General features: G+C 73.1%; 15 protein-coding genes. 9 read left to right on the top strand and 6 right to left on the bottom strand.

Annotated elements, in window-relative coordinates; genetic code table 11:
- Window positions 1–81 precede the first annotated feature (81 nt).
- The 4 genes from ACIF9R_RS11350 (at window position 82) to ACIF9R_RS11335 (ending at window position 3720) form a co-directional block, all read left to right on the top strand.
- Complete coding sequence (locus ACIF9R_RS11350; protein WP_399977540.1) at window positions 82–825, top strand: ScbR family autoregulator-binding transcription factor; 744 nt, start codon at window positions 82–84, stop codon at window positions 823–825.
- Window positions 826–887: 62 nt separating this feature from the next.
- Entirely contained in the window at window positions 888–2381 is a 1494-nt protein-coding gene (locus tag ACIF9R_RS11345) for a DUF2252 domain-containing protein (RefSeq protein WP_399977537.1), read from the top strand.
- A gap of 114 nt (window positions 2382–2495) precedes the next feature.
- The gene (locus ACIF9R_RS11340; RefSeq protein WP_399977534.1) at window positions 2496–3338 is read left to right on the top strand and encodes a hypothetical protein; all 843 of its coding nucleotides are present in this window, start codon (window positions 2496–2498) and stop codon (window positions 3336–3338) included.
- 52 nt (window positions 3339–3390) lie between these two features.
- On the top strand, window positions 3391–3720 hold the full coding sequence (locus tag ACIF9R_RS11335; RefSeq protein WP_399977907.1) for a rhodanese-like domain-containing protein: 330 nt from the start codon (window positions 3391–3393) through the stop codon (window positions 3718–3720).
- Window positions 3721–3754: 34 nt separating this feature from the next.
- Here the strand turns inward: ACIF9R_RS11335 and paaE are convergent, their stop codons facing one another.
- From paaE to paaA, 5 genes are read right to left on the bottom strand one after another with little or no spacing between them, the layout of a single operon-like run.
- A complete protein-coding gene (gene paaE, locus ACIF9R_RS11330; RefSeq protein ID WP_399977531.1) occupies window positions 3755–4813 on the bottom strand; it encodes a 1,2-phenylacetyl-CoA epoxidase subunit PaaE in 1059 nt (352 codons plus the stop codon).
- Window positions 4813–5355: a 1,2-phenylacetyl-CoA epoxidase subunit PaaD gene (paaD, locus tag ACIF9R_RS11325; RefSeq protein WP_399977528.1), complete on the bottom strand. Its 543-nt coding sequence runs from the start codon at window positions 5353–5355 to the stop codon at window positions 4813–4815. Before paaD ends, paaE begins: the two co-directional genes overlap by 1 nt.
- On the bottom strand, window positions 5349–6086 hold the full coding sequence (gene paaC / locus ACIF9R_RS11320; RefSeq protein WP_399977525.1) for a 1,2-phenylacetyl-CoA epoxidase subunit PaaC: 738 nt from the start codon (window positions 6084–6086) through the stop codon (window positions 5349–5351). Before paaC ends, paaD begins: the two co-directional genes overlap by 7 nt.
- Complete coding sequence (gene paaB, locus ACIF9R_RS11315) at window positions 6083–6370, bottom strand: 1,2-phenylacetyl-CoA epoxidase subunit PaaB (RefSeq protein ID WP_399977522.1); 288 nt, start codon at window positions 6368–6370, stop codon at window positions 6083–6085. The genes paaC and paaB overlap by 4 nt, the downstream gene beginning before the upstream one ends.
- Window positions 6367–7380 carry a 1,2-phenylacetyl-CoA epoxidase subunit PaaA gene (paaA, locus tag ACIF9R_RS11310; RefSeq protein ID WP_399977520.1) on the bottom strand — a complete coding sequence of 338 codons (1014 nt, stop codon included), beginning with the start codon at window positions 7378–7380 and terminating at the stop codon, window positions 6367–6369. The genes paaB and paaA overlap by 4 nt, the downstream gene beginning before the upstream one ends.
- A 739-nt stretch (window positions 7381–8119) precedes the next feature.
- Between paaA and ACIF9R_RS11305 the strand changes: the two genes are divergently transcribed.
- The 3 genes from ACIF9R_RS11305 to ACIF9R_RS11295 are packed head-to-tail and all read left to right on the top strand — an operon-like array spanning window position 8120 to window position 10963.
- Window positions 8120–8917 carry a DUF5819 family protein gene (locus tag ACIF9R_RS11305; RefSeq protein ID WP_399977905.1) on the top strand — a complete coding sequence of 266 codons (798 nt, stop codon included), beginning with the start codon at window positions 8120–8122 and terminating at the stop codon, window positions 8915–8917.
- Complete coding sequence (locus ACIF9R_RS11300) at window positions 8914–10164, top strand: HTTM domain-containing protein (protein ID WP_399977517.1); 1251 nt, start codon at window positions 8914–8916, stop codon at window positions 10162–10164. The genes ACIF9R_RS11305 and ACIF9R_RS11300 overlap by 4 nt, the downstream gene beginning before the upstream one ends.
- Window positions 10165–10174: 10 nt before the next feature.
- Window positions 10175–10963 (top strand): TrmH family RNA methyltransferase, encoded by a 789-nt coding sequence (locus ACIF9R_RS11295; RefSeq protein ID WP_399977514.1) that lies wholly within the window; start codon window positions 10175–10177, stop codon window positions 10961–10963.
- A gap of 152 nt (window positions 10964–11115) precedes the next feature.
- Here the strand turns inward: ACIF9R_RS11295 and paaN are convergent, their stop codons facing one another.
- Window positions 11116–12807, bottom strand: a complete 1692-nt coding sequence (gene paaN / locus ACIF9R_RS11290; protein WP_399977512.1) for a phenylacetic acid degradation protein PaaN — start codon at window positions 12805–12807, stop codon at window positions 11116–11118.
- A 160-nt stretch (window positions 12808–12967) separates the two neighbouring features.
- On the opposite strand from paaN, the gene ACIF9R_RS11285 reads away from it, so the two are divergent.
- Window positions 12968–14482, top strand: coding sequence for a 3-hydroxyacyl-CoA dehydrogenase (locus ACIF9R_RS11285; protein ID WP_399977510.1), 1515 nt, complete (start codon window positions 12968–12970; stop codon window positions 14480–14482).
- Window positions 14479–15069, top strand: coding sequence for a TetR/AcrR family transcriptional regulator (locus tag ACIF9R_RS11280; protein ID WP_399977507.1), 591 nt, complete (start codon window positions 14479–14481; stop codon window positions 15067–15069). The genes ACIF9R_RS11285 and ACIF9R_RS11280 overlap by 4 nt, the downstream gene beginning before the upstream one ends.
- Window positions 15070–15101: the final 32 nt, after the last annotated feature.

Genomic DNA, 15101 nt, shown 5'->3' with positions numbered 1-15101 from the left:
CGGCTGCACGCCGGCCTCGCGGGGACCGCGCGGTGCGACCCACGGGATCCACGAGGATCCACGCAGATCAGGAGGCACCCGATGGCGCGACAGGAGCGCGCGATCCGCACCCGGCGGACCATTCTGGAGGCGGCGGCGGCCGTCTTCGACGAACGCGGCTACACCTCGGCGACCATCGGGGAGATCCTGGAGCGGGCCGGGGTCACCAAGGGGGCGCTGTACTTCCACTTCGGCTCCAAGGAGGAGCTGGCGCTCGGGGTGTTCGAGGAGCAGCTGGCGATCTCCCTGCCGCCGCAGTCGAGCAAGTTGCAGGAGCTGGTCGACTCCGGTCTGGTGCTGGCCCTGCGGCTGCGGAGCGATCCGCTGGTCCGGGCGAGCGTCGGACTGGCCCTGGACCAGGGCGCGCTGGGGCTGGACCGTACTCCGGCGTTCGGCATGTGGATCGACCAGACCACCCGCACACTGGCCGAGGCGAAGGCGGGCGGTGAACTGCTGCCACACGTGGATGCGGCGGAGACGGCGGAACTGCTGGTCGCGAGCTTCTCGGGGGTGCAGCTCCTGTCGCAGCTGCGCTGCCAGCGGCAGGACCTGGAGCACCGGGTCGTCGTGCTGTTCCACCACATGCTGCCGGGCATCGCCGTTCCCGCCGTGCTGGCCCGGCTGGACATCTCGCAGGACCGTGCGGGGCGGCTGCTCGCCGAGGGAGGGCTGCTGCCGGTGGGGGGAAGTGGCGGAGGCGGGGTAGGCGCGGGCGGACGCGCCCGCCGGCTCCGGGAGGGGCTGGGCCGTTCGTCCACGGGCCGGGAGTTGTCCACAGGGGCGTGACGCTTTTCGGCCACCGGTTGTACGGTCGGCACGATCGATGTCGACGCGTGTGGACGACACGCATGTGTACGGGGGAGGCGGTCGCCGTGACCGAGTTCGTTGCCGGGACGCCCGGGGCCGAAGGTGTCGCCGGGGCGGCGGAGACCGGACCGGCCGACGGGGCGGGCCGGGTGCGGCGGCTGCCGCGGGTGCCGGGGTTCGCCGAGTGGCCGGCCGCCGGCACGCCCAAGCAGGAGGGCAAGGGGCTGCGCGCGGAGGTCCCGCGCGGCGCACACGCCGCCCTCGACCTGGACGGTGCCCGTCCGGACGCGGTGGGCGCCGTCGAGGAGTCCAGCCGCGGCAGGCTGCCCGAGCTGGCCCCGATCCGGGTGGGCAGGATGGCCGCGACACCGTTCGCCTTCCTGCGCGGATCGGCCGGCCTCATGGCGTACGACCTGGCCCGCACCCCCGTGACCGGGATCGGCGCCCAGATCTGCGGTGATGCCCACGCGGCGAACTTCGGCCTCTACGGGGACGCGCGCGGCGGACTGGTCATCGACCTGAACGACTTCGACGAGACCGTGCACGGCCCCTGGGAGTGGGACCTCAAGCGGCTCGCCGCCTCGCTGGTGCTCGCCGGCCGGGAAGCCGGCGCGGACGAGGACACCTGCCGGGCGGCCGCCCATGACGCCGTGGGCGCCTACCGGCGCACGATGCGGCTGCTGTCCCGACTGCCGGCGCTGGACGCGTGGAACGCCATCGCGGACGAGGAACTGGTCTCGCACGCCGACGCCCACGACCTGATGGGCACCCTGACGCGGGTCTCCGAGAAGGCCCGCGCCAACACCAGCGGCCGGTTCGCGGCCAAGTCCACCGAGCCGACGGGGGACGGCGGACGCCGCTTCGTCGAAGCGATGCCCGTGCTGCGCCCGATACCGGACGCCGAGGCCGACCGGGTGGCCGCCTCCCTGGAGGAGTACCTCGGCACCCTGCCGCCGGACCGTCACCCGCTGCTCGCCCGGCACGCGGTGCACGACGTGGCGTTCCGCGTCGTCGGCACCGGCAGCGTGGGCACGCGGTCGTATGTCGTGCTGCTCCTCGACCACCGGGGCGAGCCCCTGGTCCTCCAGGTGAAGGAGGCCCGCCCCTCGGCGCTGGTGCCGCATCTGGGGAAGGCCGGCTTCGAGGCCCCCGAGCCCGAGCACGAGGGCCGCCGCGTGGTGCACGGCCAGAAGCGGATGCAGGTGGTGAGCGACAGCCTGCTGGGCTGGACGACGGTCGACGGCCGCCACTACCAGGTGCGCCAGTTCCGCAACCGCAAGGGAAGCGTCGACCCGGCGGCGCTGGCCGCCGACCAGGTCGACGACTACGCCCGGATGACCGGCGCCCTGCTGGCCCGTGCCCACTCCCACAGCGCAGACCCCCGCCTGGTCGCCGGCTACTGCGGCAAGAACGACGAGCTGGACGAGGCGGTGGCTGCCTTCGCCGTCGCCTACGCCGACCGCACCGAGGCGGACCACACCGACCTGGTGAGGGCGGTGCGGTCGGGACGGATCGCGGCGGAGACGGGGGTCTGAGCGGGTGTCCCGGCCGGCGCCCGACCCGGACACCCGGCCGCGTGCACACGGCCGCCGGGCGGTGCGCCGCCGGCGCGGGGCGTGGTGCCCGACCGGGTGGCCTACGCTGTCCGGGTGACGACCTCGGAAGGTGAGCAGGGTGGCGGCGGCTCCGGTGCGGAGCGGACGCCCGGGGACGGTGGTGCGGCGCGGCCCGAGGACCGGCTGGAACAGGCCGTCCGGGCGGCCGAGCAGGCGCTGATCGAGTTCGAGATCGCCGTGGAGACCTTCCGCGTCGAGGTCGAGAACTTCTCCCGGCTGCACGAACAGAAGCTCGGTCCGGTGTACGCCCGCCTCGAGGAGCTGGACGCCCGGATCCTCGAGGCCCGGGCGGCCCGCAGCGACGATCCCGAGGACCGGCGCCGGGCCGATGAGGCACGCGCCCGGCTCGCGCCGATCCCCGGCGTCGAAGAGCTGATGAACGGCTGGATGGACGCGGACGGCCTGTTCCCCGAGGCCAGCGCGATGCTCACGGACCAGCCGGTCCGGCCCCCGCAGCGGGTGCGGCCCAGCGAGGAGGCCCGCAAGCTCTACCGGGAGCTCGCCCGCAAGGCCCACCCTGACCTGGCGCAGGAGGACGAGGAGCGCGCCCGCCGCGAGGAGTTCATCACCCGCGTCAACGCCGCCTACGCCCGGGGCAGCGAGGCGGAGCTGCGTGAACTCGCCGAGGAGTGGGCCAGGGGACCGGAGCTGAAGCGCCTCCCGAGCGCCGCCGAGGAGCTCTACGCCCGCCTCGAATGGCTCTCCCGGCGCAAGGAACTGCTCACCCTGGTCGCCAGGGAACTCGAGGAGAGCGCCATCGGCTCCATGCTCCGCCTCGCCCCGGACGACCCCGACCGGCTGCTCGAGGAGATCGCCGGTCAGCTGCGGGCGCAGGTGACCGAACGCGAGGCCGAGCTGGCGGCGCTGCTGGCCTGAACTCGTGCCCTGCGCTTCGGGTAGCGTCGTGGGCATGAGTTTTGGAGCTGGTGTGCCCACGGTCCGGGTCACGGACCTCAAGGACGGCGACTTCCTGGTGGACGTCCGGGAGGACGACGAGTGGAAGGCCGGTCATGCCGCGGGGGCGCTGCACATCCCCCTCAGCGAGTTCGTGGCCCGCTACGGTGAGCTGACCGAGGCCGCCCCTCAGGACGGCCGGGTCCATGTGATCTGCCGCTCCGGCGGACGGTCGGCCCAGGTCACCATGTACCTGGCCCAGCAGGGTCTCGACGCCGTGAATGTGCACGGTGGCATGCAGGTGTGGGAGTCCGCGGGCCGTCCGGTCGTCACCGACGACGGCGGGCCGGGGCACGTCCTCTAGTGCCGCGGCACTGGCGAGCCAGGCGCGCGGGCTCCTACCGGTCGAAGTCCAGCTCCACCCTCTCCGTCACCGGATGCGACTGGCAGGCCAGCACATAGCCCGCCTCCGTCTCCTCCGACTCCAGCGCGAAGTTGCGGTCCATCCGCACCTCGCCCGTGACCAGGAAGGCGCGGCAGGTCCCGCACACCCCGCCCTTACAGGCGTAGGGCGCGTCGGGCCGGTTGCGCAGCACCGTGTCCAGCAGGGACTCGCCGGCCCGGACGGGCCAGGTGCCGCCGCGCCCGTCGAGCAGGGCGGTCACCGTGCCGCGCGCGGGGGCGGGCGCCGTGGAGGTGGCCGGCGTGCCCCCGTCCACGTGGAAGATCTCCTGGTGGATGCGGGAGCGGGCGACCCCCAGACCGCGCAGCGCCCGCTCGGCGCCCTCGACCAGTCCGTACGGCCCGCACAGGAACCAGCCGTCCACCTGTTCCACGGGCAGCAGCGCCGGCAGCAGCCCGGTCAGCCGCTCCTGGTCCAGCCGCCCCGACGGCAGCCCCGCCTGCTGCTCCTCGCGGGACAGCACCGTCACCAGCTGGAGCCGCTCCGGGTAGCGGTCCTTCAGGTCGGCGACCTCCTCCAGGAACATCGTCGAGGCGGCCGTCCGGTCGCTGCGGATCAGGTGGAACCTGGCCTTCGGCTCCCGGGCGAGGAGGGTCGAGACGATCGACAGCACCGGGGTGATTCCGCTGCCGCCGACGACCGCCGCGTACCGGCCGGGCGCGGGAGGGAGCGTGAAACGGCCGGCCGGGGTCATCACCTCCAGCTCGTCGCCGAGGTTGATCTCCTTGAGCGCGTACGTGGAGAAGGCCCCGCCGTCGACCAGCCGCACCCCGACCCGGAGGGTGCTCGGGGCCTCGCCGTCGGGTGCGGGGGAGCAGATGGAGTAGGTGCGCCGTATCTCCTCGCCGTCGGCGGTGCGCCGCAGGGTCAGATGCTGGCCGGGGGCGTACCGGTACTCCTCGCGCAGATGCGCGGGGACGGCGAGGGTGAGGGCGACGGAATCGTCGGTGAGCCGGTCGACCGCGGCCACCCGGAGCCGGTGGAAGCGGGCCATCACAACTCCTTGAAGTGGTCGAACGGTTCACGGCAGGCCAGGCAGCGGCGCAGCGCCTTGCACGTGGTGGACGAGAATCGGCTGAGCAGTTCGGTCTCGGCGGACCCGCAGTGCGGGCAGCGGACCGGGGCGAGGTCGTCCGCGTGCGGTGCGGAGCGGGTGCGGGTCGCTCCGAGTTCCACCCGGACCGGCCCCGCGGAGGCCGCCCCCGCACGGGGCGGGGCGATGCCGAACTCCCGCAGTTTGCGGCGCCCCTCGTCCGTGATGTCGTCGGTCGACCACGCGGGGGAGAGTACGGTGCGCACCGTGACCTCGCGCACCCCGTGGTCGCGCAGCACCCGCTCTATGTCGAGGCTCATGGCCTCGACGGCCGGACAGCCGGTGTAGGTCGGGGTCAGCTCGACCTCGACGGTGTCCTCACCGCGCGCGTGCACCGCGCGCACGACGCCCAGCTCGCGCAGGGTCAGCACCGGGAGTTCGGGGTCGGGCACCGAACCGGCGAGCTCCAGGAGTTCCGCCTCCAGCGGGGTGGCGGTCACCATGCCGCCCCCGGGTGGCTGCGGTGCAGATGCTGCATCTCGGCGAGCATCCTGCCGAAGGGCTCGGTGTGCAGGCCCTGGCGGCCCGCTCCGGCCGCCCACGCTCCGGTGCGCGGGCCGTCGGGGACGGTGAGCGTGGCCCGGCGCAGCACCTGGCCGGTCCACTCCAGCCAGGCCGCCTCCAGGGCCGTCCAGTCGACGTCGACGCCCTCGACCGGCTGGAACATCTCGCCGGTGTGGCGCCACAGCGCGTTCACGGCCCGCTGCATCCGGGCATGGCTCTCGTCCGTGCCGTCGCCGAGGCGCAGCGTCCACTGCTCGGCGTGGTCGCGGTGGTAGGCGGTCTCCTTGACGGCCTTGCCGGCCAGGGGCGCGAACGGGCCGTCGCCCGAAGCCAGTTCCCCGTACAGGAGGTACTGGTAGGCGGAGAAGAACAGCTGGCGGGCGATGGTGTGGGCGAAGTCGCCATTGGGCTGTTCCACCAGCTGGAGGTTGCGGAAGGCGCGCTCCTCGCGGAGGAACGCCAACTCGTCCTCGTCCCCGGCCATCGACAGCAGCACCCGGGCCTGGCCCAGCAGGTCCAGCGCGATGTTGGCGAGGGCAAGCTCCTCCTCCAGCACGGGGGCGTGACCGGCCCACTCGCCGAGGCGGTGGGAGAGCACGAGCGCGTCGTCGCCGAGGGCGAGCGCGGCGGCCGTGCGGGCGGCGGTGTCCTCGGCGGGTGTCGTCGTCACAGGTGCTGCACCCCCTCGGGGATCTCGTAGAACGTCGGGTGCCGGTAGGGCTTGTCGGCGGCCGGTTCGAAGAACGGGTCCTTCTCGTCCGGGGAGGACGCGGTGATCGCGGACGACGGCACGACCCAGAGGGAGACGCCCTCGCCGCGCCGGGTGTACAGATCGCGGGCGTTGCGCAGGGCGAACTCCGCGTCCGGTGCGTGCAGGCTGCCGGCGTGGGTGTGGGACAGTCCCCGGCGCGAGCGCACGAAGACCTCCCACAGGGGCCAGTCGGTGTGGGTCATGCTCGCGTAGCTCCTGTCTCGCCGTTCCTGTGCTTGGCCGCGTGGGCCGCTGCCGCCTCCCTGACCCAGGCGCCCTCCTCGTGGGCCCGCCTGCGCCGGGTCAGCCGCTCCTCGTTGCACGGGCCGTTGCCCTTGAGGACGTCCCAGAACTCCGTCCAGTCGATCGCGCCGAAGTCGTGGTGTCCGCGCTCCTCGTTCCACTGCAGGTCCGGGTCGGGGAGGGTGAGGCCGAGGGACTCGGCCTGGGGGACGCAGATGTCGACGAAGCGCTGGCGCAGTTCGTCGTTGGAGTGCCGCTTGATCTTCCAGGCCATCGACTGCGCGGAGTGCTGGGACTCGTCGTCGGGCGGGCCGAACATCATCAGCGACGGCCACCACCAGCGGTCCACCGCGTCCTGGGCCATCGCGTGCTGCTGCGGGGTGCCCTTGCTGAGGGCCAGCAGCAGCTCGTAGCCCTGGCGCTGGTGGAAGGACTCCTCCTTGCAGACACGGACCATCGCGCGTGCGTACGGTCCGTAGGAGCAGCGGCACAGGGGGACCTGGTTGGTGATCGCCGCGCCGTCCACGAGCCAGCCGATCGCACCGACGTCCGCCCAGGTCAGCGTCGGGTAGTTGAAGATCGAGGAGTACTTCTGGCGGCCGGAGTGCAGCTTGTCGAGCAGCTCTTCGCGGCTCACGCCGAGCGTCTCGGCGGCGCTGTAGAGATACAGGCCGTGCCCGGCCTCGTCCTGCACCTTGGCCATCAGGATCGCCTTGCGGCGCAGCGAGGGCGCGCGCGTGATCCAGTTGGCCTCCGGCTGCATGCCGATGATCTCGGAGTGCGCGTGCTGGGCGATCTGCCGGACCAGCGTGGCCCGGTAGGCGTCCGGCATCCAGTCGCGCGGCTCGATCCGCTCGTCGGCGGCGACGGCCGCGTCGAAGGCGCGCTGGTGGCCGGCGGTGTCGTCCGTGCCGGTCAGCACGTCGTGCGCCCCGCTGTCCGCCGTATCGCGGGCGGCTGCTGTCGCCATGAGGTCCCCCTCGACCTGGATGCTTTCGGAGCACGCTCCCGACCGATCGTTCGGTTCGTGCGGGATTCCATGGTGAGACGGGCACCGCGAGGTGTCAACCGCTGTGGATAACCTGCGGGTGCCGCCCGTGGACGACGGCACCCGGGCGGCATCCGTGGTGAACGGCCAGGGAGCGGGGCCCAGGGGGACTGTGCCCGGGCGCCTGGTGCTGAGTACCGTTCCATGCGACACGGCGGGGTGGGTGCGCGGGCGTTCGGGGCGTGCGGGCCCGCGGCCGGGGTGGAAGCGGCGACGGACGGTATCGGTGGATCGGGGCGGAATGAACGCGCACGACAAGGGCTCGGACGCCCGGCGAGAACCGGCCGGGCGGGGCGACGGGCCGGATCCGCGCCCCGCGGTGCCCGCGGTGCCCGCGTCCGCGGCCGGTCCGCTCGCGCCCGGTACCCCTCCACCCGGCCACGGCCGGCCGACGGCCGACCCACTCTCGCCGCACTCCCCCGGCCCGGGTACCGACGCCGGTCCCGGTCCGGGTGCCAGCCCCGGCCCCGGTCCGGGTGCCGACCCCGGTCCCGGTTCCGGTGCCGATTCCCCCGTCGGTCCCAGTCCCGCTCCCGGTCCCGCTCCCGGTCCCGGTCCCGGTCCGGGTGCCGAGTCCGGCCCGTGCCCCGATGCCGGTCCTGAGACCGCGGCGGCGGCGGTCGGCGCCGCCGGTGCCGGGGGCGAGACGCCGGAATCTCGCCTGCGCCTCGGCCCGGCCCTCGGTCCTGGTACCGGTCGCGGCCCCGACCCCGCCGGTCCCGGCCCTGGTCCCGCCGCCGGTTTCGGCCCTGGTCCCGCCGCCGGCCCCGGCGTCGAATCCGCCGCCGTGACCGGTCCGTCCGTCGCACCCCATGCCGGTATGGCCGCCCTCTCCCCGCGCTACCGGATTGGCGCCGCCCTGGCGCTCGCGGGTGTCGCCGTCGGGGTCTGTGTGCACCTCGGCATGACGTTCCTGCACGTGGCGCCCCCGAACACGGTGAGCAAGCAGCACCGCGAGTCGGTCGAGAGCTGGATCTACCCGGAGTTCGAGCAGAACTGGAAGCTGTTCGCGCCGAACCCCCTGCAGCAGAACATCGCCGTCCAGGTGCGCGCCGAGATCCTTACGGCGGACGGGGCGTCACGGACCACCGGCTGGTACGACCTGTCCGCGCAGGACGGCCGGGCCATCGACGGCAACCCGGTGCCCAGCCACACCCAGCAGAACGAACTGCGGCGGGCCTGGGACTTCTTCGTCTCCACGCACGACGACGACAATCGGCCGGTGGGTCTGCGCGGGGCGCTGTCCGAGGCGTATCTGCGCCGGATCATGGTGCTGCGTCTCGACCGCGCGGACGCGGCCGGCCGGGACGGCACGGTCGGCCGCGTCCAGGTCCGCTCGCGCACCACGAACGTGCCGCCGCCCGACTGGAGCGAGGAGAAGGTCTCCGCCTCGCCCGTGTACCGCACCCTGCCCTGGTGGTCGCTGCCCGAGGACGAGACCCGGGGAGGGATCGGGTGAACCGCCTCTCGCCGGCCCTCTCCCGGGGGATCGCCCACGTCACCGGCTCCGCGCTCGGCCCGTACCAGACCGCCGTGATCCGTATCGGCTTCAGTCTGACCTGGCTGCTGTTCCTGCTACGCGAGTTCCCCCACCGCCATGAGCTGTACGGGCCGGACGGGCCCTGGGACTTCGGCCTCGCCGAGCAGCTGGTCGCGACGAACGACGCCTTCACCGTGCTGCTCTGGTCCGACAGCCGGATCTGGTTCGAGGCGGTCTACGCGCTGGCCGTGCTGTGGAGCCTCCTGCTGCTGCTGGGCTGGCGCACCCGCACCCTGTCGGTGCTGTTCATGGTGGGTGTGCTGGCGCTGCAGAACCGCAGTGTGTTCATGGGGGACGGCGGCGACAACGTCCTGCACCTGATGTCGATCTACCTGGTGTTCACCCGCTGCGGCCTGGTCTGGTCACTGGACGCACGGCGTGCCCGCCGCGCGGCCGGGGCACGCGCGCGCGGGGAGCGGCCACGCGACCGGGTCGGCCCGGCGCTGTGGTGCGTGCTGGGCCTCCTGCTGCTCCTGGCCACCCTGGCGGGCCGGATGGACGGCGACCCGTTCATACCGGCGCTGCTGTGGACCGTATGGCTCGCGCAGGCGCTGTGGTGGCTGGCCGGGCGCCGCGCGAGGACCGCGCAGCCGCGGATCCTGCTGGACGTCGTCGCGAACACCGTGCACAACGGCGCGCTGCTGGTGATCATGGCGGAGGCGTGTCTGATCTACGCCACGGCCGGCTGGTACAAGGTCCAGGGCTCCCGCTGGCAGGACGGCACCGCCGTCCACTACCCGCTCCACCTGGAGTACTTCTCCCCCTGGCCGTTCCTCGCGGAGCTGCTGACGGCCAGCGGCACCCTGGTGATGCTGGTCACCTATGCCACGGTCGCGGTGCAGGTCGCCTTCCCGTTCACGCTGTTCAACCGCCGGGTCAAGAACGCCCTGCTCAGTTTTATGATCCTCGAACACGCGGTGATCGCCGTCGTGCTCGGGCTTCCCTTCTTCTCCCTCGCGATGATCGCGGCCGACGCGGTCTTCCTGCCGACGTCCTTCCTGCGCCGTCTGGGTGACCTGGCGGCACGCGCGCGGGGGAAGCCGCGCCCGCGCGGGGACGGGGCACCGGTCCCGGCACCGCGATCGGCGGACAGCCCCGCCGGCGCGATCCCCGCCCCGGTGGAGGCGGCCCCGGCAGCCGGCGGAGCACCCGGCCCGCGCACGTAGGCTGCACGCCATGACCGACCCCGACCGCACCACGGGACGCCCCGACGACCGGGCGGACCCGGTGTCCACCTGGCGCCGTCAGGCGGACGACGCCGTCCTGCTCGACGGGTTCCACGCGCTCAAGCACGCCGTGCGCTTCGGGGCCGAGGTGCGGATCGCGCTCGCCGCGGACCGGGACGCCGCGCTGGCGCTCGCCGACGAACTGGCCGGGGACGTACGGGAGGCGCTGGCGGCGCTGCTGACCGAGGTGCCCCACGAGACCTACGCCTCGCTCGTGCCGCGCCCGCACCCCACCGCCGTGGCCGCCCTGGCCGTACGCCCCTCCCGCGCGGGCAACCTGGAGAAGCTGGCGCACACGCCGCGCTCCGCGCCCGTGGTGGTCCTGGACAACCCACGCAACCTCGGCAACGCGGGCGCGGTGATCAGGCTGGCCGCCGGTTTCGGGGCCACCGGGGTCGTCACCACCGGCACCCTCGATCCCTGGCATCCCACCGTCGTGCGCGGCGGGGCCGGGCTGCACTTCGCCACCGCCGTGGAGCGGACGGCCGTCGGGGAGCTGCCGCCGGGGCCGGTCTTCGCGCTCGACCCCGAGGGCGAGGACATCCGCTCACTGCGGCTGCCCGACGACGCGCTGCTCGCCTTCGGCTCCGAGCGCAGTGGCCTGTCGCCCGAGCTGCGCGCGCGGGCCGACCATCTGGTGGCGCTGCCCATGCGCCCCCAGGTCTCCAGCTACAACCTCGCGACCAGTGTGGCCATGACCCTGTACCACTGGAGTGCCACCGGGGGCGCACCCGCCTAGGGACTGTCGTCACTCGCCGTCTGCCCCGCGCCGGCCGGCACGCACTTTCGCCGCACCGGGCGAAAGCCCGGGCACGCCGTGAGCGCGTACCGGACACCGCGAGGCCACCCTCCGGGCGACGACGGGAGGGTGGCGACAGCGCTCGGCGGTGTCTACGCCTCCTTGCGGACCTCGACCACCCGGAAGCGGTTGGCCACGAAGGCGCCGTCGCACAGGGCCGCGTTGGCCGCCGCGTTGCCGCCGGAGCCGTGGAAGTCGGAGAAGGCGGCCGTCTGGTTGACGTACACCCCGCCGGTGAGGTTGAGGGAGAGCTGGGCGGCCTCCTCCAGGCAGACCTCACGCACCGTCGCCTCCACCTCCGGGGAGGTCGTGTAGGCGCCGACCGTCATCGCGCCCTTCTCGCGGATCGTGCGCCGCAGCAGCTCCGCCGCGCCGTCGGCCGAGTCGACGGCGACGGCGAAGGAGACCGGGCCGAAGCACTCGCTCATGTAAGCGGCCTCCGCGTCGGGCTTCGAACCGTCCAGCTTCACGATCACCGGCGTACGGACCACCGCGCCCGGGAACTCCGGATGGGTGATCTCGCGGGAGGCGAGGGCGACCTCGCCGAGCCCGGCGGCGGCCTCCAGGCGGGCCTTGACGTCCGGGTTGACGATGGCGCCCAGCAGCGCGTTCGCCCGGGTGTCGTCGCCGAGCAGGCCGTCGACCGCCTTGGCGAGGTCCGCGGTCACCTCGTCGAAGGTCTTGGGTCCCTGGTCGGTGGTGATGCCGTCGCGCGGGATCAGCAGGTTCTGCGGGGTGGTGCACATCTGGCCGCTGTAGAGCGAGAGGGAGAACGCCAGGTTGGCGAGCATCCCCTTGTAGTCGTCGGTCGACTCCACGATCACCGTGTTGACGCCGGCCTTCTCCGTGTACACCTGCGCCTGGCGCGCGTTGCTCTCCAGCCAGTCGCCGAACTCGGTGGAGCCGGTGTAGTCGATGATCCGGATCTCCGGGCGGGTGGCGAGGGTCTTGGCGATGCCCTCGCCGGGCCGCTCGGCGGCCAGCGCCACCAGGTTCGCGTCGAAACCGGACTCGGTGAGCACCTCACGGGCCACCTGGACGGTGAGCGCGAGCGGCAGCACCGCGCGGGGGTGCGGCTTGACCAGCACCGCGTTGCCCGTGGCGAGGGAGGCGAACAGGCCCGGGTAACCGTTCCACGTCGGGAAGGTGTTGCAGCCGATGACGAGGGCGACGCCCCGGGGGACCGGGGTGAACTGCTTGGTGAGCGCGAGCGGGTCGCGCTTGCCCTGCGGCTTGGTCCACTCCGCCGTGTCGGGCGTGCGGACCTGCTCCACGTACGCGTACGCCACCGCCTCCATGCCGCGGTCCTGCGCGTGCGGGCCGCCCGCCTGGAACGCCATCATGAACGCCTGGCCGGAGGTGTGCATGACCGCCTGGGCGAACTCCATGGTCCGGTCGCTGATCCGCTTGAGGATCTCCAGACAGACCACCGCGCGGGTCTCCGCGCCCGCGTCGCGCCAGGCGCGCATCCCGGCCTTCATGGCCGGCAGCAGTTCGTCGAGGTCCGCGTGCGGGTAGCTCACGCCCAGGTCGAGGCCGTACGGGGAGGTCTCGCCGTCCACCCAGCCGTCCGTGCCCGGCTGGCCGAGGTCGAGACGGGTGCCGAGCAGGGCGTCGAACGCGGCCTTGCCCGCCGCCATGTCCAGGCTGCCGTTCTCCCCGTACGCCTTGGGGTGCTCGGGGTGCGGGGACCAGTACGCGCGCGTGCGGATCGCTTCCAGTGCCTGGTCCAGGGTGGGACGGTGGCGGGCGATCAGCTCGTGCGCCGTGAGTTCGGCGGCCATGCGGGACCAACTCCTCGTCTCAGGAACTCTTCGTCGAGCTCATGGACCGGTGCGGAAACGTAGTCAGGAACGGGCGGTCAGAGTTAGGGTAACCGAACGATCGGTCGGGACAAGGGGTCCGCCGCATCCGTGGAAAACCCCGTGCGGGAGGATCGCGCACATGACAGCACTCGACCTCAGCAGTCCCGTGGCCGTGGTCGGCACCGGCACCATGGGCCAGGGAATCGCCCAGGTCGCTCTGGTCGCGGGCCATCCCGTGCGGCTGTACGACGCCGCCCCGGGGCAGGCCCGGCAGGCGGCCGACGCGATCGGCGCCCGCCTCGACCGGCTGGTGGAGAAGGAGCGCATGGGCGCCGCCGAGCGGGACGCCGCGCGTGCCCGTCTCCAGCCCGTCGACGAGCTCACCGCTCTGGCCGGCTGCTCCCTGGTCGTCGAAGCCGTCCTGGAGCGGCTCGATGTCAAGCAGGAGCTGCTGCGGGCGGTGGAGGACATCGTCTCCGACGACTGTCTGCTCGCCACCAACACCTCCTCCCTGTCGGTCACGGCCATCGGCGGCGCCCTGCGCGTGCCCGGACGCTTCGTGGGCCTGCACTTCTTCAACCCCGCGCCGCTGCTGCCGCTCGTCGAGGTCGTCTCCGGATTCGCCACCGACGTCACCAGTACCACGCGCGCCTACGAGACGGCCCGGGCCTGGGGCAAGACGCCCGTGGCCTGCGCCGACACCCCCGGCTTCATCGTCAACCGCCTCGCCCGGCCCTTCTACGCCGAGGCCTTCGCGGTGTACGAGTCCCAGGGCGCCGACCCCGCCACCATCGACGCGGTCCTGCGCGAGTGCGGGGGTTTCCGGATGGGCGCCTTCGAGCTGACCGATCTCATCGGCCAGGACGTCAACGAGTCCGTCACCCACTCGGTGTGGCAGTCCTTCTTCCAGGACGTGCGTTTCACCCCGTCCCTGGCCCAGCGCCGGCTGGTCGAGTCCGGCCGGCTCGGCCGCAAGACCGGCCGCGGCTGGTACGACTACGCCGACGGCGCCGAGCGCCCCGAACCGCACACCGCCGAACCCGCCGACCCGCCCGCCCACGTGATCGCCGAGGGTGATCTGGGGCCCGCCTCGGAGCTGCTCGAGCTCATCCGCCGGGCCGGCATCGAGGTGCGCGAGCGGGACGAGGACAAGGGCACCCGTCTGGTGCTGCCCGGCGGCGGACAGTTGGTGCTCGCCGACGGCCAGGCCTCCGTGGAGTTCCTTGACGTGGTCTACTTCGACCTCGCCCTCGACTACCGCACCGCCTCGCGCATCGCCCTGTCCCACTGCCAGGACACTTCCGCCCGGACCGTCGCCGAGGCCACCGGTCTGTTCCAGGCGCTCGGCAAGAAGGTCAGCGTCATCGGGGACGTTCCCGGGATGATCGTGGCGCGGACGGTGGCCCGGATCATCGACCTCGCGGTGGAGGCCGTCGCCAAGGGCGTCGCCACCGAGGAGGACATCGACACCGCGATGCGGCTGGGCGTGAACTACCCGCTGGGCCCCTTCGAGTGGAGCCGCCGCCTCGGCCGGGGCTGGGCCGGCGAGCTGCTGGACGAGATGCACGAGATCGACCCGTCAGGACGCTACGCGCCGTCCCTCGCCCTGTACCGGTACGCCTGCGCCGCCCGCGAGCGGGAGGACACCCCATGACCACCGCCAGGCGTGACACGTACACCCCGGAGACGCTGCTGTCCGTGGCCGTGCGGGTCTTCAACGAACGCGGCTACGACGGCACCTCCATGGAGCACCTCTCCAGGGCGGCCGGCATCTCCAAGTCGTCGATCTACCACCACGTGGCCGGCAAGGAGGAACTGCTGCGCCGCGCGGTGAGCCGGGCGCTGGACGGCCTGTTCGGGATCCTCGAGGAGGAGCACGCGCGCGTGGGACGCGCCGCCGAGCGTCTGGAGTACGTCGTCCGGCGCACGGTCGAGGTGCTGATCGCCGAACTGCCGTACGTGACGCTGCTGCTCCGGGTGCGCGGCAACACGGACACCGAGCGGTGGGCGCTGGAGCGGCGGCGCGAGTTCGACCACCGGGTGGCCGCACTGCTGAAGGCGGCGGCGGCCGACGGGGACGTGCGCGAGGACATAGAGGTGCGCCTGGCGACCCGGCTGGTCTTCGGGATGATCAACTCGATCGCGGAGTGGTACCGGCCGGACGTGCGCGGCATGGACGAGCGCGAGGTGGCCGACGCGGTGACGCAGCTGGCCTTCGGAGGACTGCGCAAGACGCGCTGAACCCGTCCCCGGGGTGGCCCTTCGGCGCGTGT

Origin of the sequence: Streptomyces sp. NPDC086080, assembly GCF_044540255.1 — a bacterium.
In the GTDB taxonomy this organism is placed as follows: Bacteria; Actinomycetota; Actinomycetes; order Streptomycetales; family Streptomycetaceae; genus Streptomyces.
This window is presented reverse-complemented; position numbering and strand designations above follow the sequence as displayed.

What these genes read in the sequence shown, in the direction of transcription:
- ACIF9R_RS11280 (WP_399977507.1), top strand. Translation starts at nt 14,479, where the DNA reads ATGACCACCGCCAGGCGTGACACGTACACCCCGGAGACGCTGCTGTCC.
- ACIF9R_RS11350 (WP_399977540.1), top strand. Translation starts at nt 82, where the DNA reads ATGGCGCGACAGGAGCGCGCGATCCGCACCCGGCGGACCATTCTGGAG.
- paaN (WP_399977512.1), bottom strand. Translation starts at nt 12,807, where the DNA reads ATGGCCGCCGAACTCACGGCGCACGAGCTGATCGCCCGCCACCGTCCC.
- ACIF9R_RS11295 (WP_399977514.1), top strand. Translation starts at nt 10,175, where the DNA reads ATGACCGACCCCGACCGCACCACGGGACGCCCCGACGACCGGGCGGAC.
- paaD (WP_399977528.1), bottom strand. Translation starts at nt 5,355, where the DNA reads ATGGTGACCGCCACCCCGCTGGAGGCGGAACTCCTGGAGCTCGCCGGT.
- paaA (WP_399977520.1), bottom strand. Translation starts at nt 7,380, where the DNA reads ATGGCGACAGCAGCCGCCCGCGATACGGCGGACAGCGGGGCGCACGAC.
- ACIF9R_RS11345 (WP_399977537.1), top strand. Translation starts at nt 888, where the DNA reads ATGTGTACGGGGGAGGCGGTCGCCGTGACCGAGTTCGTTGCCGGGACG.
- paaB (WP_399977522.1), bottom strand. Translation starts at nt 6,370, where the DNA reads ATGACCCACACCGACTGGCCCCTGTGGGAGGTCTTCGTGCGCTCGCGC.
- paaE (WP_399977531.1), bottom strand. Translation starts at nt 4,813, where the DNA reads ATGGCCCGCTTCCACCGGCTCCGGGTGGCCGCGGTCGACCGGCTCACC.
- ACIF9R_RS11285 (WP_399977510.1), top strand. Translation starts at nt 12,968, where the DNA reads ATGACAGCACTCGACCTCAGCAGTCCCGTGGCCGTGGTCGGCACCGGC.